Consider the following 21,259-nt stretch of genomic DNA (forward strand, 5'->3'; position numbering starts at 1 on the left):
CAAATATTATCTTTGCAGGCTATGATTTTAACTTACAAAGGGATATCAATTGCCTACTCAGTTTCGGGACAAGGTAAAACCGTCACATTATTACATGGTTTTTTAGAAAACAGCACAATGTGGAAAGACACAGTGACAGTATTAGAAAAAACACACCAAGTTATTACCATAGATTTATTAGGTCATGGCAAAACGGAATGTTTAGGCTATGTGCATACTATGGAAGACTTTGCAAATGCAATAAACGTCGTGTTGACACATTTAAATATTACAAGCACAACACTTATTGGTCATTCCTTAGGTGGTTATGTTGCTTTGGCTTTCGCCGAAATTAAGCCAGAACTAATAAAAGGGCTGTGTTTAATGAACTCGACACCATTTGCAGACAGTCAAGAACGTATCTTACTTCGAAACAGAGCCATTAAAGTCGCAAAATCCAATTATGAAAACCTAGTGAGTATGTCTATAAGCAATCTGTTTTTTGAAGATAACAGATTACGTTTTGAAAAAGAAATTGAACACATTAAAACCGAAGCTTTAAAAACACCACTACAAAGTTACGTTGCCACGCAAGAAGGCATGAAAATTAGAATTGACAGAACTGCAATTTTAGAAAACCTAAACTGTAAAAAGTTAATTATAGCTGGTAAAAACGATCCTATTTTATCCAAATCGGACGTACTTCATCTGGAACAATTAAACGGTATTACAATTACTATTCTAGATGGTGGACACATGTCTCACGTAGAAAATAAAGAAGAATTTCTACAAGAAATAGTGTATTTTAACGAATAAATATAGCTTTTTGACCGATTTTTAAAATATTGTTCATATATTCGGAATCGCTATCTATCAGATTTCTAAGACCTAACCATAATTATCTGATTACAAAAAGGCCTATAAGTATGAATAATGCACAACAAAAACCATCACTAAAGGGACGTTTATACTGTTCTGTTTTTGGACACAATTTTAGCGTAAGCAAAAAAGTAACCTATCATATTGAGGAGTATAAGTGCTGTCATTGCAAAAAAGAAATGACTATAAACAGCAAAGGACACTTAACCGACTTGACACCAAAGTATAAAGAAATAAACTCGGTGTTAGAGCGTATTCATCAAAACAAATTAACAAGATATAGCAACAGTCAAATTATACAATCACCTGTTTTAAAAATGACATCTTAGTTAGTTTCAAAACTATTCCAGCCTTGAGCTGTTAGTTGTATTTTTTGATCACCTCTTGTAACTAAATGTGCTCCTGAAGCTTCATCTGTAATATAACCTATTACAGTTAAATGTGGATTCGCTTTAATTTTAGGAAAATCTTCTTGAGATATGGTCATTAACAATTCATAGTCTTCTCCTCCACTTAAAGCAATAGTAGTACTATCCATATTAAACTCTTCGCTAGTAGAAATAACTTGAGGATCTAAAGGTATTTTGTTTTCATACAGATCACAACCTACTTTACTGGCTTTACACAAGTGTAAAATTTCTGAAGATAAGCCATCACTAATATCAATCATAGCAGTAGGTTTAACTTCTAAATCTGCAAGTAATTTTATTATATCTTTTCTAGCTTCAGGTTTTAATTGACGCTCTATTATATAAGTATACCCATCTAAATCAGGTTGATTATTAGGATTCACTTTAAAAACTTCTTTTTCGCGTTCTAAAACTTGCAAACCTAGATAAGCACCTCCTAAATCTCCAGACACTACTAATAAATCGTTTGGTTTGGCTCCACTTCTATAAACCTCTTTACCTGTTTTTACTTGACCAATTGCAGTCACAGAGATAATTAATCCAGAAGTCGAAGAGGTCGTATCACCTCCAACTAAATCAACATCGTATAACTTACAAGCAGTTTGCACACCAGCGTAAAGCTCCTCTATAGCTTCTAAAGGAAAACGATTAGATACAGCAATCGACACTGTTATTTGAGTCGCCTCTGCATTCATGGCATAAATATCTGATAAATTGACAATTACCGCTTTGTAACCTAAATGCTTTAAAGGCATGTAGCTTAAATCAAAATGGACACCTTCAACTAAAAAATCTGTAGACACTACTATTCTATCTTTATCAAATTCTAAAACAGCAGCATCATCACCTATTGCCTTAATTGTAGATTTTTGAGTTACCTCAAAACTTTTAGCTAAATGATCGATTAATCCAAATTCTCCTAATTGGCTTAAATCTGTACGTTGTTGGTTTTTATCTTCTATCATACTGCAAAAATACTAAGCTTAATTCAATCTTAACAAAAAAAGCATTTAAATTGTTTAATTATTAAAAACATGAGGTGTCAAATGTAATTAATTCATCAATTTAACAAGTTAAAAGTAAGTTTTATCGCTATTTCTGCTTAATTTGTGTCCAAAAATTATGAATAACTTAACCTAATGAATATTTCAAAAATACTACTCCTTATCTTATCATTAGCTACTAGCACTCTAATATTTGCACAAAGTCCATGTGTAGGCGGATTTGCATCGCATACCATTGATGGTGTCACAACTAATTATCCTTGTGATGGTTATGATTTATTATCAAGAGTTCCAATCTCTACATTAGCTACAACTTTAGGCAATGAAGAAGGAAGTGATATTTGGGGATGGACAGACCCATTAGACAGTAAAGAATATGCCATTATAGGAACCACTAACAGTACTGCTTTTGTAGATATTAGTGACCCAATAAACCCGATATTTTTAGGCCGAATAGAAACCGTAAACAATAACACATCGTTTTGGCGCGATGTTAAAGTATACAATAACCATGCTTACATTGTGGCAGATGGTGTTGGCGCTCATGGCATGCAAGTCTTTGACTTAACCATTTTAAGAAATGGAGTGGATAGCGATTTAACCTTTGATGGTCCTCAAGTATTACGATTTACTGGAAATGGAGGCTCTGGCGATTTAACCATTGGAAGTTGCCATAATATTGTTATAAATGAATCTGAAGGTATAGCCTATTTAGTTGGTTGTAGTGGAGCTGCAAGTGGAGGACCTGTTTTTGTTGACATTACAAATCCATCAAGCCCAACTGTAGTTGGTAGTTATGCTGAAAAAGGGTACACACATGACGCACAAGTTATAACCTACAACGGAACAGATAATAACGTAACAAGCCCTACAGTAAGTGGAGTAAGCAGTTATATTGGACGCGAAATTTTACTAGCTAGTAATGGTGGCTCAAATGACAGAGTTGTATTATTAGATGTAACAGAAAAAAACAATCCTCAATTTATTTCAGAAATCTCTTATCCTAACCCAGGTTATGCACATCAAGGTTGGTTTACAGATGATCACAGATATTTTATTTTTGGTGACGAAACAGATGAGCAAAATTTTGGTTTCGGAACCAGAACATTTGTTTTTGACATGTTAGATTTAGATAATCCAGTACTAATTTCAACTTACGAAGCTTCATTTACAGCAATCGACCATAATGGTTATGTTAAAGGCGACAAGTTTTATTTAGCAAATTACAGAGCAGGTTTACGTGTATTGGATATTCCTACTCTAATTTCTACCAACAACACTAATTCAGAAATTGGATATTTTGACACATTTCCTTCTAGTAATAGCGCTAATTTTAATGGAGCTTGGAGTATTTACCCATATTTTTCAAGTGGAAATATTATAGTCAGTGATATTGAAAGAGGATTATTTGTAGTACGTGCAAGCGATAATCCTTTAAGCACAAAACCTTTTGAATTAGATAACACTATTTCCATATCTCCAAATCCAGCTACACAATCTAATGTAACAATTAAAGCTTCAGCTACTATAAACACAGTAGAAGTTTACAATATAATTGGTAAAAAGCTAATTTCTAAAAACAATATTAACACAAATTCATACGTTTTACCTATTCCTAATTTATCCAACGGAATTTATTTGGTGAAAATCAACAATTCTGTTTCCAAAAAACTAATAGTCAACAATTAACACCATGAAAAACATTTCTAAAACTTTAAAATCTTTTATGCTTAGCTTAAGCATCCTTTGTTTTTTAATTATATATCAAAGTTGCTCTAAAGATGACGAAAACGGGACAGGTACACCTGTTGCAACAATTGCAGATGCTGATCAAGACGGAATAGCAGATGATATTGATAACTGTATTAATATTGCAAACCCTAATCAAGAAGATTCTGATAGTGATGGTATTGGAGATGTTTGTGATGACGATTTAGACAATGATGGTATTACTAACGATTTTGATAATTGTCCTTTAACTGCAAATCCAGATCAATTAGACGAAAACAACAACGGAATTGGAGATATTTGTGAAACAGAAAACGCACCACTTTATCCATGTATAGATGGTATGGCAGGACCATATCCTTGCAATGGTTACGACCTATTAGGACAAATCAATGTTTTTATACTAAGCGGTAGCAGTAATCAGGAAGGAAGTGATATTTGGGGTTGGACAGATCCTTTGGATGGTAAAGAATATGCAATTATTGGGTTATCAAACAGTACCGCTTTTGTTGACGTATCGGATCCTATTAACCCAATATTCTTAGGTCGATTAAACTCGAGTGCTGGATCAAGCGCCTGGCGAGATGTTAAAACTTATAACAATCATGCGTTTATAGTAGCAGATAATGTTGGATCACATGGTATGCAAGTCTTTGATTTAACACGATTAAGAAATGTAATTAATGCACCTCAAAATTTTACTGCAGATGCATTGTTTAATGATGTTGGTAGTTGTCACAACATCGTTATTAACGAATCTGAAAGTGTTGCTTACCTAGTAGGTTGCTCGTCAACAAATGGTGGAGGACCTATATTTGTTGATATTAGCAACCCAACTAATCCCGTAAATTTAGGAGACTATACAGCTGTAGGATATACACATGACGCACAAGTAGTCACTTACTCTGGTCCAGATTTAGATTATACAGGAAAACAAATATATGTAGGTAGTAATGGTAATACAGATCAGGTTGTAATATTAGACGTTACAGACAAATCCAATGTGATTGAAATTAGTAGCTTCACCTATCCACAGACTGCTTATGCGCATCAAGGTTGGTTTACAGAGGATCAACAATATTTTATTTTAGGCGACGAACAAGACGAACAAAATTTTGGATTTAACACCAAAACACTAGTTTTTGATTTCACAGACTTAGATAATCCAATTGAGCATGCCACCTATCTTGGCGCAACGCCAGCAATTGATCATAATGGTTACGTAAAGGGTAACGAATATTATTTAGCTAATTACAGAGCAGGATTAAGAGTGTTAGACATTTCCAACATAGCATCTACAACTAATTCTATGACAGAAACTGGATTTTTTGACACCTATCCATCAAGTAATAGCGCTGCTTTTAATGGTGTTTGGAGTGTCTATCCGTATTTTGAAAGTGGTAATATAATTATTGGAGATATTGAAGGCGGATTACTTATAGTACGTAAAAGCAATTAATTAAATGAAAATTAAAACAATCCATAAAACTTTAACCCTTTTTACTATTTTAATAGCATTATCGTGTAATGACGATACTGAAAACACAACTCCTAATCCAACGATTACAACGCAAGGAATTGTAGAAAGCGTTAAAACAATTGGAGGTTCTAAAAACGAAAGTGGACAAGCTGTTAAAAACACTTCTGATGGTGGTTATATCGTTTTAGGTTTTACTCAATCAACAGATGGTGACGTAACAACTAAACTAGATAACAGTTATGATGTTTGGGTTGTAAAATACAATCAAGACAACCAATTACAATGGTCTCAAACATATGGAGGATCAGGTGACGAAAGAGGTAATGATATTATTCAAACTAACGATGGAGGTTATGCAATAATTGGATTTACTTACAGTAACGATGGAGACATCACTAACAATAATGGACAGGAAGACTTTTGGATTATAAAAATAGACGCTCAAGGCAACTTGATTTGGCAAAAAACGTATGGCTTTTCAGGGATAGATACAGGCTACTCTATTATACAAACTAGCGACAATGGTTTCTTTGTAACCGGAGTTTTAGATGTTACAGCATCCAATGGAGCAGGAAATACCAGAAGCAACCAAACATTACATGCTGGCGGAGATTATTGGGCTGTAAAATTGGATCAATCCGGAACCTTAGAATGGAGTAAATACTTTGGTGGTTTTTTCTCAGACACTGCCTATGATGCCATTCAAACAGCAGACCAAGGTTTTATTATTGTCGGATCATCAGATAGCGCAGACACAGATATCTCTAATAATAAAGGATCTTATGATTTTTGGGTTGTTAAAATATCAAACTTAGGTAACTTAGAATGGGAGAAAAATTTTGGAGGAGATGAAATTGATGAAGCAAGAGCAATAACACCTTCAGGAGATGGAAACTATTTAATTATAGGAGATACCAGGAGCGAAGATATTGACGTAAACACAAATTTTGGAGCTGCAGATGTCTGGCTAATAAAAATTTCTCCGCAAGGAGAATTACTTTGGGAAAAAACATATGGAGGAGAAGATTTTGACGTTGGTAGAGCAATCTCTTCAACTCAAGACAATGGATTTGTTATCTGCGGAAGCTCAAGAAGTTTAACCGGAAATTTAACTAATAATAAAGGCCAAAATGATGGTTGGGTTTTGAAAATCGACGCTAATGGTAGCTTAAAATGGCAACAAAGTATTGGAGGTAGTAACATTGACTTTTTATACGGAATTACGCAACTTAATAATGGCACAATAATATCTGTTGGAGAATCCAGCAGTAATGATTTTGATATCATAGAAAATAAAGGATTTACAGACTTACTCTTAATTGAAATAAAATAAAAATGAAAAAAACAATTGCCCTTATATTGCTTTTAGCAATTACATTTTCTTGTAACGAGGATATGGATGACAACACAACATTATCTGCAAGCGTTAACTTTAAATTTACGCATGATTGGAATGACACTCTAATTAATAGTAGCAATCTAGAAACAGAAACAGTTACAAATGCTAATGGTGAAGTAATAAACATGGTTAGATTTAGATATTTAACATCTAAATTCAAACTAACAAATACAGCAGGAGACACCTACGGTTTTGAAGGCTTTAAATTTACAGACTTAGCAGTAGAAGAGACATACAATTTTGCGCCAGACATAAATGAAATTCCTTCCGGAACTTACACTTTAAGCTTTGTCTGGGGTTTTGATGAAGAAGATAATATTGATGGAGCCTATCCATTATTAAATACAGCCAGTTGGAATTGGCCAGAAATGTTAGGTGGTGGTTATCATTTTTTACAATTTGATGGTATGTATAATGTAGACACACCAGACCCTTTACCTTTTAACTATCATAATGGTACAGCAAGAGTTGAAGATGGATTATTTGAACAAAATTTTGCAACGATAACTTTAGACACACCAATAACAATAACTACCGAAACCACAATAGAGGTTAAAATGAATATCGCTGAGCTATTTACAAATCCTAACACATGGGACTTAAACGTATTAGATACACCTTTAATGCCTAATTATGACGCTCAAAAAATGATGCAAGAAAACATTTTAAGTGTGTTTACTATTGGCGAAATCACACAATAACTAATGAAACACTGGTTAACATACAGCCTATTTTTTATAATTCTTTTTAGTTGCTCTTCCGAGGAAGCATCGCAAGACAACGCCTATGTACCTATTCCGTTTCAATTAGAAATACCTTCACTATTTGAAGACAAATTAATTGATCCAATAATTCCTGTGAGTAACAAATTAACTGTGGAAGGTGTGGCATTAGGCAAACGGTTATTTTTTGACAACATATTATCCGTTAACAACACCAAAGCATGTGCTAGTTGCCATTCACCACAACATGCTTTTGCTGATCCAAATCAGTTTAGTGTTGGTGTAACAAACATTGAAGGCACCAGAAACAGCATGCCTTTATTTAATTTAGCTTGGAATTTTGACGACAGATATTTTTGGGATGGACACGCATTAGGATTAGAAAGCCAAGCGCTAGAACCAGTAATAGATGCTAACGAGCTGGGAAATGATAGTTGGGAACCAGTAGAAGCAAAACTTAATAATCATCCAGAATATCCGCAACTATTCAAACAGGCTTTTGGCACCTCAGCAATTACTAAAACATTAGTTTCAAAAGCAATAGCTCAATTTGAACGCACTTTAATTTCCGGTAACTCAAAATTTGATAAATTCTCAAACGGAGAAGTTGCATTAACACCACAAGAACAAAACGGATTGGATGTTTTTATGGACGAAACTAGAGGTGATTGTTTTCATTGTCATGGTAATCCAAACAATCCACTTTGGACAGATAATAAGTTTCACAACAACGGTTTGGATGCCACATTTTCAGATTTAGGATTTGGTTTAATAACTGGTAATCCTAATGATAATGGTAAATTTAAATCACCATCTTTACGTAATCTAGCCTACACTGCTCCTTATATGCATGATGGTCGATTCGCAACATTGGAGCAAGTTATAGAGCATTACAGTACAGGACTACAATCGTCTTCAACCATTGATCCTTTAATGAAAAAAGTAGCACAAGGAGGTGTCAATCTTACAACACAAGACAAAGCCGACCTAAAGGCCTTTTTGCTAACGCTTTCTGACCCTTCTTTTTTAAACAATCCAGCATTTATTCCTGAATAAAAAAACCTATAAAACCATATACTAATATAATGTTAGTTGATATGGTAAAAAGCGACTGATGTTGTATCTTTGCACTCTATTTAGATAAAATCTAATTAACAAGTATGATAAAAGTTTCTGATACCGCTAAAAAGAAAGTCATCGAATTGATGAATGATGATGGCTTTAACCCAAGTACAGACTACGTTCGCGTTGGTGTAAAAAGTGGTGGTTGTTCTGGATTGTCTTATGATTTAAAATTTGACAAAGCAAAAGAAGATGAAGACAAAGTGTTTGAAGACAATGACGTTAAAATTATTGTAGACAAAAAAAGTTTTCTTTATCTTATAGGTACCACTTTAGAATACTCTGGCGGATTAAACGGAACTGGGTTTGTGTTTAATAACCCTAACGCTAACCGTACTTGCGGTTGTGGCGAATCATTTTCATTATAACAAAACTGATAGACAAATTATGTCAAAATATACAGAGGACGACCTTAGAGAAGAATTAAAAACCAAAGAATATGAATATGGTTTTTTTACAGATATAGAATCTGAAACATTCCCTATTGGTCTAAACGAAGATATCGTTCGTGCTATTTCTATGAAAAAAGAAGAGCCAGAATGGATGACAGAATGGAGACTTGAAGCATTTAAAGTGTGGCAAGCAATGGAAGAACCGGATTGGGCTAATGTAAATTACACCAAACCAGATTTTCAGGCAATTGCATATTACTCTGCTCCTGTTGCTGTGGACCCAAACAAGACACTAGATGACGTAGATCCAGATTTACTAGCAATGTATAAAAAGCTAGGAATATCTGTTGACGAGCAAAAAAAGATGAACAATGTCGCTATGGATATTGTTGTTGACTCTGTGTCTGTTGCCACAACATTTAAAAAGACTTTAGCAGAAAAAGGTATTATTTTTATGCCAATATCTGAAGCTATAAAAGAACATCCAGAATTAGTCAGAAAATACATTGGTACCATCGTACCAACAACAGACAACTTTTATGCTGCATTAAATAGTGCTGTATTTAGTGATGGTTCTTTTTGTTATATTCCTAAAGGTGTTAAATGTCCAATGGAATTATCAACATACTTCAGGATTAATCAAGGAGGTACAGGACAATTTGAACGCACATTATTAGTAGCAGATGAAGGTAGTTATGTATCATACCTAGAAGGTTGTACTGCACCTAGTAGAGACGAAAACCAATTACACGCAGCAGTTGTAGAGCTTATTGCTTTAGATGATGCTGAGATAAAATACAGTACAGTACAAAACTGGTATCCTGGTAATGCCGAAGGAAAAGGTGGTGTTTACAACTTTGTAACCAAACGTGGTTTATGCGAAAAAAACGCAAAAATCTCTTGGACTCAAGTTGAAACAGGAAGTGCTGTAACTTGGAAATACCCAAGTTGTATACTAAAAGGGGATAATTCTGTAGGCGAATTTTACTCTATTGCTGTTACTAACAATCACCAACAAGCAGATACTGGAACAAAAATGATTCATTTAGGTAAAAACACTAAATCAACCATTATTTCTAAAGGTATATCTGCAGGAAAATCACAAAACTCTTATCGTGGTTTAGTTCAAATTAGTAGTCGTGCAGACAATGCTAGAAACTTTTCCCAATGTGATAGTTTGTTAATGGGTAACGAGTGTGGTGCACACACCTTCCCATATATAGAAGCTAAAAATAAGACTGCACAAATAGAGCACGAAGCAACAACAAGTAAAATTGGTGAAGACCAAATATTTTATTGCAACCAACGTGGTATAGATACAGAAAAAGCTATTGCACTAATCGTGAATGGATTTAGTAAAGAAGTACTAAATAAATTACCAATGGAGTTTGCTATTGAAGCTCAAAAACTATTAGAAATATCTTTAGAAGGATCTGTTGGATAATACAAATACTATGAAAAAACTAACCCTAATTTTATTAAGCTTTACCTTTCTGGTAGCTTGCAAAAAGATAATAAACAAACTGAGGTTGCTACCGAAACAAAAGCAGAACCAATTAAACTATTTATGTTTGATGGAGGAACAGTTCAGGTTAACAGATTAGAGATTTTTTCTCAAGACGATTTGTACAAAGGTGAAAGCAAAACTTTTGCCGATATGTTTTTTGTTATTAAACATCCAGAAGGTAATTTGCTTTGGGATGCAGGATTAGCAGAAGGATTAGTTGGACAAAAACCGTTTACTACTCCTGATGGTGCATTTACCGTGTCTAGAGATCAAGGTATTGAAGAACAACTAAAAACAATAGGTTTACAAACTAAAGATATTGACTATATAGCCTTATCACACACACATTTTGATCACTCAGGATCTGCATCAAAATTTGCTCATGCCAATTGGATTGTTCAAGAAGTAGAATATGACTTTGTGACAAGCATAGAGCAACAAAAAAACAATCCTGATAATTACAACGCTATAAAGGATTTAAAATTAACTAAAAAAATCAATGGAGATTTGGATGTTTTTGGAGATGGTAAAGTGATTATTAAGTCCACTCCAGGTCATACACCAGGTCACCAATCTTTATTTTTAGATTTAGAGCAAGAAGGACCATTATTTTTAGCAGGAGATTTATATCATTTTGAAGAAAACAGAACGAATCATATTGTACCAAGTTTCAACTTTAGTGTAGAGGACACAAAAGCATCTATGGAGACTTTTGAAGCTTTTGCAAAACAAAAAGGAGCACGAGTGATTATTCAGCATTCAACAAAAGATTACAATAGTTTAAATCACGCTCCAGAGCCTATTCAATAAATATAAGCATGAAAAAAATAGCTATTCTTTTAATTTTTATTGCATTTGTAAGTTGTAAAAAAGATCAAGGCACAGCCTTTAAAGGAGATTTTGTATACTATGCAAACGCAGCAGTATTTCAAGTAGGTAATGATATACATGGTGTGATCTTAAATGACCAAGTAAGTACATTGGCCGAACAAGCTAAACAATACCAAAAAGAGCCAACAGATATGGTGACTGTAGAAGTTTTAGGAGAGTTAATTCCTAAAAAAGAAAATGAAGATAGCTGGCCTTTTAAATTAAAAATAAATAAAATAGTAAGCGTTAGCGCTTTAGACCCGAATAAAAACGACGTTATCAAACTAGGAAAATAAACAGTATGTTACAAATAAAAAATTTACACGCAAGTGTTGAAGATAAATCTATTTTAAAAGGTATTAACCTTGAAGTTAAAGCAGGAGAAGTACATGCTATAATGGGACCAAATGGTTCTGGTAAAAGTACATTAGCTTCAGTAATAGCAGGAAAAGAAGAATATGAAGTAACAGATGGAACTATTCTTTTAGAAGGTGAAGATATTGACGAATTAGCAGCAGAGGAACGTGCACACAAAGGTGTGTTTTTATCGTTTCAATATCCAGTAGAAATTCCTGGAGTTAGCGTGACTAACTTTATGAAAACTGCAATTAACGAAACACGAAAAGCTAAAGGCTTACCTGATATGCCAGCTAACGAAATGCTAAAAATGATTCGTGAAAAATCAGAACTTTTAGAAATTGATCGTAAGTTTTTATCTAGATCTTTAAACGAAGGATTCTCTGGTGGAGAAAAGAAACGTAACGAGATTTTTCAAATGGCTATGTTAGAACCTAAATTAGCGATTTTAGATGAAACTGATTCAGGATTAGATATCGATGCTTTACGTATTGTAGCCAATGGCGTAAATAAACTAAAAAGTAAAGATAATGCTGTAATAGTCATTACCCATTACCAACGTTTATTAGACTATATCGTACCTGATTTTGTCCACGTACTATACAATGGTCGTATTGTTAAGTCTGGAGGAAAAGAACTAGCACATGAGTTAGAAGAAAAAGGTTACGACTGGATCAAAGAAGAAGTAGACGCTTAAAAAGTTTGCAATGGTAATGTTATCTAACAGATAACTTACCGCTAAAAACACAAATAAATATAATACGTTACAGCATTAACTAACAAACCCTGTTTTTTAATAGCTGAATACCGAAGACTTAAAATATGAGTTTAAAAGAAAAATTAGTATCCTCTTTTTTAGCATTCGAAAATCAAGTCGATTTAGAGTCTAAAATACATGATGTTAGAAGCGAAGCAATAAAAACGTTTGAAGCTAAAGGCTTTCCTTCAAAAAAGGACGAAGCTTGGAAGTACACCTCTTTAAATAGTGTTTTAAAACACGATTATAGCTTGTTTCCTAAACAAGATAACACCTTAGAGTACAGTGATATTAAAAAGTATTTTCTAGATGATATTGACACTTACAAAATCGTGTTTATAGATGGTAAATACTCTTCTAATTTATCTCAAACTACTCATGATGGTATTGATGTTTGCCTAATGTCTTCGGCATTACACAAACCTAAATACCAATTAATTATTGAAAACTACTTTAATAAAGTAGCAGGTAAAGAAGGATTAACCTCTTTAAATACCGCTTTTTCTAAAGAAGGTGCCTACATACACATTCCTAAAAACAAAGTGGTTGCTAAACCTATCCAAATAGTACATTTTTCTACAGGAAATGAAGCTGCATTAATGCTACAACCACGTAACTTAATTGTTGTAGATGAAAATTCTCACGTACAAATTATAGAGCGTCACCAAAGTTTGACAGACAATCCTGTTTTAACAAACTCTGTTACAGAAATTGTTGCTAACAAACGCGCCATAGTTGATTACTATAAAGTGCAAAATGACAACATTAATGCATCATTAATAGACAGCACTTTTGTTGAGCAAAAACGAGAAAGCCATGTATCTGTACATACGTTTAGTTTTGGAGGAAAGTTAACACGTAACAACCTAAACTTCTATCAAAACGGAGAGTATATGGACTCTACATTAAATGGAGTTACCATTATTGGAGATAAACAACATGTTGACCACAACACTTTAGTTCATCATATAGAGCCTAATTGCGAAAGTCATCAGGACTACAAAGGAATTTTTAACGACAGCTCAACTGGTGTCTTTAATGGTAAAGTTGTAGTAAACAAAGAGGCACAAAAAACCAATGCCTTCCAATCAAATAACAACATATTATTAAGCGATAAAGCAACGATAAACTCTAAACCTCAACTAGAAATTTTTGCAGATGATGTAAAATGTTCTCATGGTTGTACAATAGGTCAATTAGACGAAAGTGCTTTATTTTATATGAAATCTAGAGGTATTCCAGAAAAAGAAGCTAAAGGATTATTAATGTACGCTTTTAGTAACAACGTTTTAAAGTCTGTAAAAATTCCAGAATTAAAACAACGAATAACTAAAATTATAGCAAATAAATTAGGTGTTAATATAGGTTTTGATTTGTAAAAAATATGGATATTTTAAACACTTCAAACAAAACCTTTATTAAATTAATTAGTATTTGTTTGGTAATAGCAGCTGTAACAGGCACACTATTTTACTTTACAAAAGGTGGTTTTTTTGATGGTATATTACTAACCTTTGTAGGTCTATCTTGTACTTACATGTTGCTAGTTTTATCTGTATTTGTATTTAAAAATTTAATTAACTTCATGGCTAAAGGCAATATAAAGCTGATACACGTGGCTTTATCACTTGGTATAACATTAGCAATGTGTATTTATCTTTTTATACAGCTTTTTAATATTGTAGCTAAAGAGTTTTAATTTATTTTCAATTATGTTAGATATCAATTTAATACGTAAAGATTTTCCAATACTTAAAAGACTAGTAAATGGCAAACCATTGGTATATTTTGATAATGCAGCAACATCGCAAACACCACAGCAGGTTATTGATGTTATTGTAGATTACTATTCTAATTACAATGCCAATATACATCGTGGTGTACACGCGCTAAGCCAAGAAGCTACAGATAAATATGAAGCTGCTAGACTTACAATACAAAAACACTTTAATGCTAATAAAGCACAAGAAATTATTTTCACTTCTGGTACAACACATGCTATAAATTTAGTAGCTAATGGTTTTACAAAATTAATAGATAAAGGAGATGAGCTTATTGTTTCGGCTTTAGAACACCACAGCAACATCGTACCTTGGCAAATGCTTTGCGAAAAAACTGGAGCAAAACTTAAGGTAATACCAATGACTTTAGAAGGTGAGCTGGATATGGAAGCTTATACAGCTTTGCTTTCTGAAAAAACAAAACTTGTTTTTGTAAATCATATATCAAACGCTTTAGGAACCATAAATCCTATAAAAACCATAATCGACCAAGCACATAAATTTGGCGCTGCAGTTTTGATAGATGGTGCACAAGCTTGTCCACATATCAAACCTGATGTACAAGCATTAGATGTAGATTTTTATGTAACATCTGCCCACAAAATTTGTGGACCAACTGGTGTTGGTATGTTATACGGAAAAGAAGAGTGGCTTAATAAAATGGAACCTTATCAAGGTGGTGGAGAAATGATTGACCAAGTTACTTTTGAAAAAACAACTTATGCAGGCTTACCTCATAAATTTGAAGCTGGTACACCTAACATTTGTGGTGGTATTGCTTTTGGAGCAGCATTGGATTATATGAATGCTATTGGTTTTGACAAAATAGCTTCTTATGAAAAAGAGCTATTAGATTATGGAACAGAAAAATTGTTAGAAATTGAAGGTCTAAAAATTTATGGTACTTCAAAAAATAAAACTTCTGTGATATCTTTTAACTTGGAAGGTATTCACCCTTATGACGTTGGCACATTACTAGATAAAATGGGAATCGCTGTTCGTACAGGACACCATTGCGCGCAACCAATAATGACCTTTTTTAATATACCTGGTACTATTAGGGCGTCATTCGCATTTTATAATACCAAACAAGAAATTGATGCGTTAGTTGCTGGAGTTAAAAAAGCAAAAATGATGCTTTCATAATAGTTTGGCTTCTTTTTTGTAATATTATAATCAAATTCAAAATATTACTTCTATGAAAACATTTACTATAATTTTATTCTCTATACTTCTTAATAGTTGTGGTGCTACTCAAGATTCAACAAGCAATTTAAATCCAGATATGCAAAAAGCAACTCAAACATTAAATGGCGATTACAAAGTCACTCTTCTAGACAATCAATCAATAGTAGCCCAAGAGTTAACCCTATTATTTGACAGTACAACTAAACGCGTTTCAGGCTTTTCAGGATGCAATAATTTTTTTGGAAGCTATGAAATCAATAATGACAATATATCCTTTAGCAACTTAGCATCCACAAAAAAATTCTGTCAAGAAGACGCTAATGTAACTGAGCAAAATTATTTAAAAGTATTAGAAAACACTACAAACTTTAAAATAGAAGACAATATCATTACCCTTTTCAATAAAGAAACTGTCCTATTAAATGCTTCACCTGTAATAAACAATACAAGTCAAAAGCAAGATAATAGTCTAACATTTAAGTATACTGCATTTTCAAGAGGTACTTATACAATGATAAGTATAGATCAAAATACGGTTTCCTCGCAATTTAGTAGATCTGAAAAAGAAAACGTTACACCATGCAGTAAAGAAGATTGGAATGCTATTAAATCCTTATCAGATGCTATAGCTATTAAATCTTTAAACACGTTAGAGCCTCCAAGTACAGCACACCAATACGATGGAGCTGCTTCATCTAACTTAACGATAACTTTAAATGGAGAACAATATAGCACACCTACTTTTGATGCTGGAAATCCACCTAAAGAAATTGCAGATTTAGTGTCTAAACTATTAGAAATAGCTAAACCTGACACCAAAAAATAGATCAATAAATTCAAATCTATCTTTAAGAGTTATTTAGCAACTAATCAATGAATATTGATTAATTTTGTACTCTAAATTATTTTGATAAATGCAGACGATAAAAGAAATACAAGACGAAATTGTAGACGAATTTTCAATGTTTGAAGATTGGGAAGAACGTTATCAATACATGATTGATTTAGGAAAAACGTTACCGCTTATTGCACCTGAATATAAAACTGAAGACAATATTATTAAAGGCTGTCAAAGTAAAGTTTGGGTACATGCAGAAATGGATGATAATAAAATAGCATTTACTGCAGACAGTGATGCTATTATTACCAAAGGAATTATAGCCATATTGATTAGAACATTCTCCAATCAACATCCTAAAGATATATTGGATGCCAATACAGATTTTATTGATCAAATAGGGTTAAAAGAACATTTATCGCCAACTAGAGCCAATGGTTTAGTTAGTATGATAAAACAAATAAAATTATATGCCATAGCATATCAAACGCAACTACAATAATTATGAGTGATACAACTATAGATACAGCAGAATTAGGAGAAAAAATAGTAAAGGTTTTAAAAACAATTTATGACCCAGAAATTCCAGTTGATATTTACGAACTAGGATTAATATATGATGTTTTTGTTAACGAAGATTATGATGTAAAAATCCTAATGACACTAACAACACCTAACTGTCCTGTTGCCGAAACGCTTCCTTTAGAAGTTGAAGAAAAAGTAAAATCTTTAAACGATGTAAAAGATGCAGAAGTAGAAATTACTTTTGATCCACCTTGGACTCAAGACTTAATGAGCGAAGAAGCTAAACTAGAGCTTGGTATGCTTTAATGCCAAATCAATATGGCTAGACATGCACCAAAATCGTTAAAAGAAAAAAACAAAACCAGTTTAAAAAAATCTTTTAGTGCTTTAATATATATTCCTCGATTTTTTAAAGAAATCTGGAATACTAATAAAACATTATTTTTAAGTTCGGCATTTTGTAGACTAATTGGTGCAGTATTACCTGTAATTATTTTATGGATTGGTAAAATAATTATAGATGAAATTATACTTCAAACTAAATTAGAAATTACAGATTTAACCCAACTTTGGACTTATGTTGGTATTGAGTTTGGGTTAATTGTATTATCAGACCTAGTTAGTCGTGCGATACAATTAACAGATAGCTTATTAGGCGACGCCTACTCTATTGACACTTCCGTAAGAATTATTAAAAAAACCAATCAGATTGATATTAGCTTATTAGAAGACTCAGAGTTTTATGATAAACTAGAACGTGCTAGAACGCAAACTACAAGTCGTGTTGGATTAATGTCTAACGCACTTGGCGAAGTACAAAGTTTAATATCCATAGCTACTTTAGTAGCTGGTCTAATCTATTTTGAACCCTATTTAATAATTCTGCTTATCCTAAGTATTATACCAGCATTTATTAATGAAATCTGGTTTAGTCAACAACAATACTCTTTAGCAAGAGGTTGGACAGCAGAAAGAAGAGAATTAGACTACTTAAGGTTTATTGGAGCCAATGACAAAACAGCTAAAGAAATTAAGTTGTTTGGGTTAACAGACTTTGTTGTAGACCGTTTTAAAAACCTATCTCAAGAGTATTATGATTTAAATAAAAAACTAGCCATTAAACGATCCGCTTTAGGGTTTGTATTTAATGTTCTAGGGACTTTAAGTTATTATGGTGCTTACGTTTTTATAATATATCGTGTAATATCTGGTGTGATAACTCTAGGAGAATTAACCTTCTTATCAGGTGCTTTTAATAGATTAACAAGAAATTTACAGGACTTCTTTTCTAAATTTACACGTATTTCAGAAAGCGCTTTATATTTAAAAGATTATTTCGAATTTATAGATATTTCAATTCAACCAAAACATAACGAGGATATGCCTCTTCCTGAAAAAATTAAGGAAGGCTTTGAGTTTGTTAATGTTAAATTTTCTTACCCAGAATCCGACAATGAAATTTTAAAAGGCATCAGCTTTAAAATTAAAGCTGGCGAAAAACTAGCATTTGTTGGTCAAAATGGAGCAGGAAAAACCACATTAACCAAATTATTATTACGTTTTTACGAACCCACTTCAGGACAAATACTTTTAGATGGTGTTAATATTAACCGCTTTGATAAAGCAAAGTATCAAGCTTTTTTGGGGTGATTTTTCAAGATTTTTTAGGTACGAGTTTACAGTTAGAGAAAACATTGCAATAGGAGACATCAGTCAAATTGAAAATCAAGAAAAAATTGAAAACGCAGCCGAACTAAGCTTAGCCAATCAAGTCGTGTCAGAACTTAAAAAAGGATACGACCAACAACTTGGTAAACGTTTTGCAAAAGGACAAGAATTATCTGGTGGACAGTGGCAAAAAGTGGCATTAGCCAGAGCTTATATGAAAGATGCTAAAGTGATGATTTTGGACGAACCAACATCTGCGTTAGATGCTAAAGCTGAAAGCGATGTTTTTGAAAGATTTATAGGTCTAACCGAAGACAAAACCAGTATTATAATATCTCACAGATTTAGTACTGTAAGACAAGCAAATAAAATTTTAGTATTAGATGAAGGTCGCGTACTAGAAATGGGTACACATGAGGATCTAATGGCTAATAAGTCATTATATGCTGACTTATTTAAACTACAAGCAGAAGGATACCAATAATTAGAACATTTTTAAATTATGGCTGAAGAAATTATTAATCGCGTAGCAAATAGTAAATTAATTACACTAGACCTTGAAGATTACTATCCAAAAGGACAACGTGTTTTATTAGATATTAAAGATTGGTTGTTCCAGGAATTGGTTTTAAAAGAAAAAGATTTTAGAGAATATATCAAAAATCACGATTGGAGTCAGTACCAAAATCAATACGTAGCTATCACTTGTAGTGCAGATGCTATCATTCCGGATTGGGCTTTTATGTTATTGGTCGTAAATTTAGAACCTTTTGTCGAAAAGTGCCATATTGGAACACTAGAGGATTTAGAGACTTCCATTTATCAAGACTTAATCAGTGCTATTGATGGTACAATATACCAAGATAAACCTGTAATAATTAAAGGTTGTAGTAACAAGCCAGTGCCTATAAACGCTTATGTTATGATAACTAACAAGCTTAAACCATATGCTAAATCTATCATGTATGGAGAGGCGTGTTCTTTTGTCCCTTTATACAAACGTTAATAACTCTGTTTATTATTTAAAACACTGACAATTAATATATTACATAATTTATCTATTTTAGAAAAAATATAACTAAAGCGTATATTTGCAACCGTTTTATTTAAAACTTAAGATTTATGAAAAAAATATTATTAGTAGGAGCATTCTTTTTAGGATTAGTCTCTATGAATGCCCAAACAAAAGAAGAGTTACACACTCAAAAAGCAGAAAAGCAAGCAGCAGCTGATGCTTTACAAAGTGAAGCTGATGCTTTACAAGCTCAAATTGATGCACTTCCAGGTTGGAGAAAAGGTCTTTTTGGAACTATTGGTGGAAGTATTTCTAACTTTAGCAATTGGTATTCTCAAGGAACACCAAACAACGCTTCAGGAAACATCGGAATCTCATTAAATGCATATGCTAACTTAATTGAAGATAAATTTTTCTGGAGAAACTCTTTAACATCTAACCTTAACTGGGTAAAATTAGATAATAAAGACAATCCAAATGATGATGACAGTTTTAACCCAACGACAGATGTATTTAACATCTCTTCATTATACGGAAGAAACATAACTAAAAACTTTGCTGTTTCTGGTTTAGCAGAATACAGAACTACGTTATTAGACAATTTTAACGATCCAGGATATTTAGACGTTGGAGTCGGTGGAACTTGGACTCCTTTAGAAAATCTAATTGTTGTTGTACACCCTTTAAACTACAACTTTGTATTTGCAGAAAATGATGCAGTTTTTCAATCGTCATTAGGTGCAAAAATAGTTGCAGATTACACAAGACAAATTGGTGCTGTTAGTTTTAAATCTAACTTATCTACTTTCCAAAGCTACAAAAGCGGAGATTTATCTAACGTAACTTGGACAAACTCATTTAGCTATACTTTATGGAAAATGATTGGTGTTGGTTTTGACTTTGGTTTAAGAAGCAACAAACAAGAAGCTTTAAACTATGAGTTAGGTCAGTATGATCCTTTAGCATTACCATTACAAGCGGTTCCAACTTTTGGAAACGTTGATAACAAATTACAATCTTATTGGTTATTAGGTTTAAGCTACAACTTATAATCTACAAACACTATAATTTAAAAAACGCGTTTCTAATAGAAACGCGTTTTTTTGTATCTTTCTGTTTACAAACCAATTACCAATGAAACTTATATATCTATTAGGACTAGTTTTAATATTTACTGCTTGTAAAGAAAAAACACCAAAGACTGAAACAACTTTAAGCAATAGTTTTGATAAAATAGAACAACTACAGTGGTTAGTTGGACGTTGGAGTAATATCACAGAGCAAGAGCAATCTTACGAAAACTGGTTCAAAATTAACGATAGCACTTTAAAAGCACATAGCTATACATTAAAGCAAAATGACACAGTGTTTGCAGAACGTGTGACTTTACAACAAATTGATACTACAATTGCATTTACCGTTGTTGCCTATAAACAAAACGATGATAAACCTGTAACATTCATGCTTCAAAAGTTAAATGACAGCCTGTTTACTGTAAGCAATGATAAGCATGACTTTCCTTCTAAAATAACGTATTCAAATCCTGTTAGAGATTCTATTCATGCTTGGATAGAAGGTCAAATTGATAATCAACCTAGAACTATGGATTTTTATTACAAAAAAGCTAACTAGAACTAA

The 21,259-nt window shown here is 32.9% G+C and carries 21 protein-coding genes and 2 pseudogenes; 22 read left to right on the top strand and 1 reads right to left on the bottom strand.

Translation table 11 applies throughout. The features are described from left to right. Nucleotides 1–21 precede the first annotated feature (21 nt). Both AC0L3M_RS11065 and AC0L3M_RS11070 read left to right on the top strand, forming a co-directional pair. On the top strand, nucleotides 22–795 hold the full coding sequence (locus AC0L3M_RS11065; RefSeq protein WP_473430781.1) for an alpha/beta fold hydrolase: 774 nt from the start codon (nucleotides 22–24) through the stop codon (nucleotides 793–795). 110 nt (nucleotides 796–905) lie between these two features. Then, the gene (locus tag AC0L3M_RS11070; RefSeq protein ID WP_473430782.1) at nucleotides 906–1,187 is read left to right on the top strand and encodes a hypothetical protein; all 282 of its coding nucleotides are present in this window, start codon (nucleotides 906–908) and stop codon (nucleotides 1,185–1,187) included. Here the strand turns inward: AC0L3M_RS11070 and thiL are convergent. Next, nucleotides 1,184–2,233: a thiamine-phosphate kinase gene (thiL, locus tag AC0L3M_RS11075; protein WP_473430783.1), complete on the bottom strand. Its 1,050-nt coding sequence runs from the start codon at nucleotides 2,231–2,233 to the stop codon at nucleotides 1,184–1,186. The genes AC0L3M_RS11070 and thiL overlap by 4 nt on opposite strands. Before the next feature lie 174 nt (nucleotides 2,234–2,407). Here thiL and AC0L3M_RS11080 point away from each other — a divergent pair, with 174 nt between their 5' ends. The 20 genes and pseudogenes from AC0L3M_RS11080 to AC0L3M_RS11175 all read left to right on the top strand — a co-directional run bounded on the left by AC0L3M_RS11080 (nucleotide 2,408) and on the right by AC0L3M_RS11175 (nucleotide 21,253). Then, on the top strand, nucleotides 2,408–3,961 hold the full coding sequence (locus tag AC0L3M_RS11080; protein ID WP_473430784.1) for a choice-of-anchor B family protein: 1,554 nt from the start codon (nucleotides 2,408–2,410) through the stop codon (nucleotides 3,959–3,961). A gap of 4 nt (nucleotides 3,962–3,965) precedes the next feature. Next, a complete protein-coding gene (locus AC0L3M_RS11085) occupies nucleotides 3,966–5,459 on the top strand; it encodes a choice-of-anchor B family protein (protein WP_473430785.1) in 1,494 nt (497 codons plus the stop codon). Between the two features lie 4 nt (nucleotides 5,460–5,463). Further along, nucleotides 5,464–6,813 (top strand): hypothetical protein, encoded by a 1,350-nt coding sequence (locus AC0L3M_RS11090; protein ID WP_473430786.1) that lies wholly within the window; start codon nucleotides 5,464–5,466, stop codon nucleotides 6,811–6,813. Nucleotides 6,814–6,815: 2 nt separating this feature from the next. Next, a complete protein-coding gene (locus AC0L3M_RS11095; RefSeq protein ID WP_473430787.1) occupies nucleotides 6,816–7,580 on the top strand; it encodes an MbnP family protein in 765 nt (254 codons plus the stop codon). A 3-nt stretch (nucleotides 7,581–7,583) separates the two neighbouring features. Beyond that, nucleotides 7,584–8,657, top strand: a complete 1,074-nt coding sequence (locus AC0L3M_RS11100; RefSeq protein WP_473430788.1) for a cytochrome-c peroxidase — start codon at nucleotides 7,584–7,586, stop codon at nucleotides 8,655–8,657. A 104-nt stretch (nucleotides 8,658–8,761) separates the two neighbouring features. Beyond that, nucleotides 8,762–9,091, top strand: coding sequence for a HesB/IscA family protein (locus AC0L3M_RS11105; protein WP_028282341.1), 330 nt, complete (start codon nucleotides 8,762–8,764; stop codon nucleotides 9,089–9,091). 19 nt (nucleotides 9,092–9,110) lie between these two features. Further along, on the top strand, nucleotides 9,111–10,559 hold the full coding sequence (gene sufB / locus AC0L3M_RS11110) for a Fe-S cluster assembly protein SufB (protein WP_145004391.1): 1,449 nt from the start codon (nucleotides 9,111–9,113) through the stop codon (nucleotides 10,557–10,559). Nucleotides 10,560–10,569: 10 nt separating this feature from the next. After that, nucleotides 10,570–11,432, top strand: a pseudogene (mzmL, locus tag AC0L3M_RS11115) (quorum-quenching N-acyl-homoserine lactonase MzmL). An 8-nt stretch (nucleotides 11,433–11,440) separates the two neighbouring features. Beyond that, nucleotides 11,441–11,788: a hypothetical protein gene (locus AC0L3M_RS11120; protein WP_473430789.1), complete on the top strand. Its 348-nt coding sequence runs from the start codon at nucleotides 11,441–11,443 to the stop codon at nucleotides 11,786–11,788. Nucleotides 11,789–11,793: 5 nt separating this feature from the next. Further along, the gene (gene sufC / locus AC0L3M_RS11125) at nucleotides 11,794–12,546 is read left to right on the top strand and encodes a Fe-S cluster assembly ATPase SufC (protein ID WP_145004400.1); all 753 of its coding nucleotides are present in this window, start codon (nucleotides 11,794–11,796) and stop codon (nucleotides 12,544–12,546) included. Nucleotides 12,547–12,671: 125 nt separating this feature from the next. Then, nucleotides 12,672–13,985, top strand: a complete 1,314-nt coding sequence (gene sufD / locus AC0L3M_RS11130; RefSeq protein WP_348661400.1) for a Fe-S cluster assembly protein SufD — start codon at nucleotides 12,672–12,674, stop codon at nucleotides 13,983–13,985. A 5-nt stretch (nucleotides 13,986–13,990) separates the two neighbouring features. Beyond that, a complete protein-coding gene (locus AC0L3M_RS11135; RefSeq protein ID WP_145004406.1) occupies nucleotides 13,991–14,305 on the top strand; it encodes a hypothetical protein in 315 nt (104 codons plus the stop codon). A gap of 13 nt (nucleotides 14,306–14,318) precedes the next feature. Further along, on the top strand, nucleotides 14,319–15,533 hold the full coding sequence (locus tag AC0L3M_RS11140; RefSeq protein ID WP_473430790.1) for an aminotransferase class V-fold PLP-dependent enzyme: 1,215 nt from the start codon (nucleotides 14,319–14,321) through the stop codon (nucleotides 15,531–15,533). A gap of 52 nt (nucleotides 15,534–15,585) precedes the next feature. Next, entirely contained in the window at nucleotides 15,586–16,401 is an 816-nt protein-coding gene (locus AC0L3M_RS11145; protein ID WP_473430791.1) for an META domain-containing protein, read from the top strand. 88 nt (nucleotides 16,402–16,489) lie between these two features. After that, nucleotides 16,490–16,915 (top strand): SufE family protein, encoded by a 426-nt coding sequence (locus AC0L3M_RS11150; RefSeq protein ID WP_145004417.1) that lies wholly within the window; start codon nucleotides 16,490–16,492, stop codon nucleotides 16,913–16,915. Nucleotides 16,916–16,917: 2 nt separating this feature from the next. Then, entirely contained in the window at nucleotides 16,918–17,244 is a 327-nt protein-coding gene (locus AC0L3M_RS11155; RefSeq protein ID WP_145004420.1) for an SUF system Fe-S cluster assembly protein, read from the top strand. Between the two features lie 12 nt (nucleotides 17,245–17,256). Continuing rightward, nucleotides 17,257–19,090 (top strand): annotated as a pseudogene (locus tag AC0L3M_RS11160) (ABC transporter ATP-binding protein). 18 nt (nucleotides 19,091–19,108) lie between these two features. Continuing rightward, complete coding sequence (locus tag AC0L3M_RS11165; protein WP_473430792.1) at nucleotides 19,109–19,612, top strand: DUF2480 family protein; 504 nt, start codon at nucleotides 19,109–19,111, stop codon at nucleotides 19,610–19,612. A 116-nt stretch (nucleotides 19,613–19,728) separates the two neighbouring features. Continuing rightward, the gene (locus tag AC0L3M_RS11170) at nucleotides 19,729–20,673 is read left to right on the top strand and encodes a DUF3078 domain-containing protein (protein ID WP_145004429.1); all 945 of its coding nucleotides are present in this window, start codon (nucleotides 19,729–19,731) and stop codon (nucleotides 20,671–20,673) included. An 82-nt stretch (nucleotides 20,674–20,755) separates the two neighbouring features. Then, complete coding sequence (locus AC0L3M_RS11175; protein ID WP_473430793.1) at nucleotides 20,756–21,253, top strand: DUF6265 family protein; 498 nt, start codon at nucleotides 20,756–20,758, stop codon at nucleotides 21,251–21,253. The last annotated feature ends 6 nt before the right edge of the window (nucleotides 21,254–21,259 follow it).

The organism is Olleya sp. KJ81-1 (genome assembly GCF_055808135.1).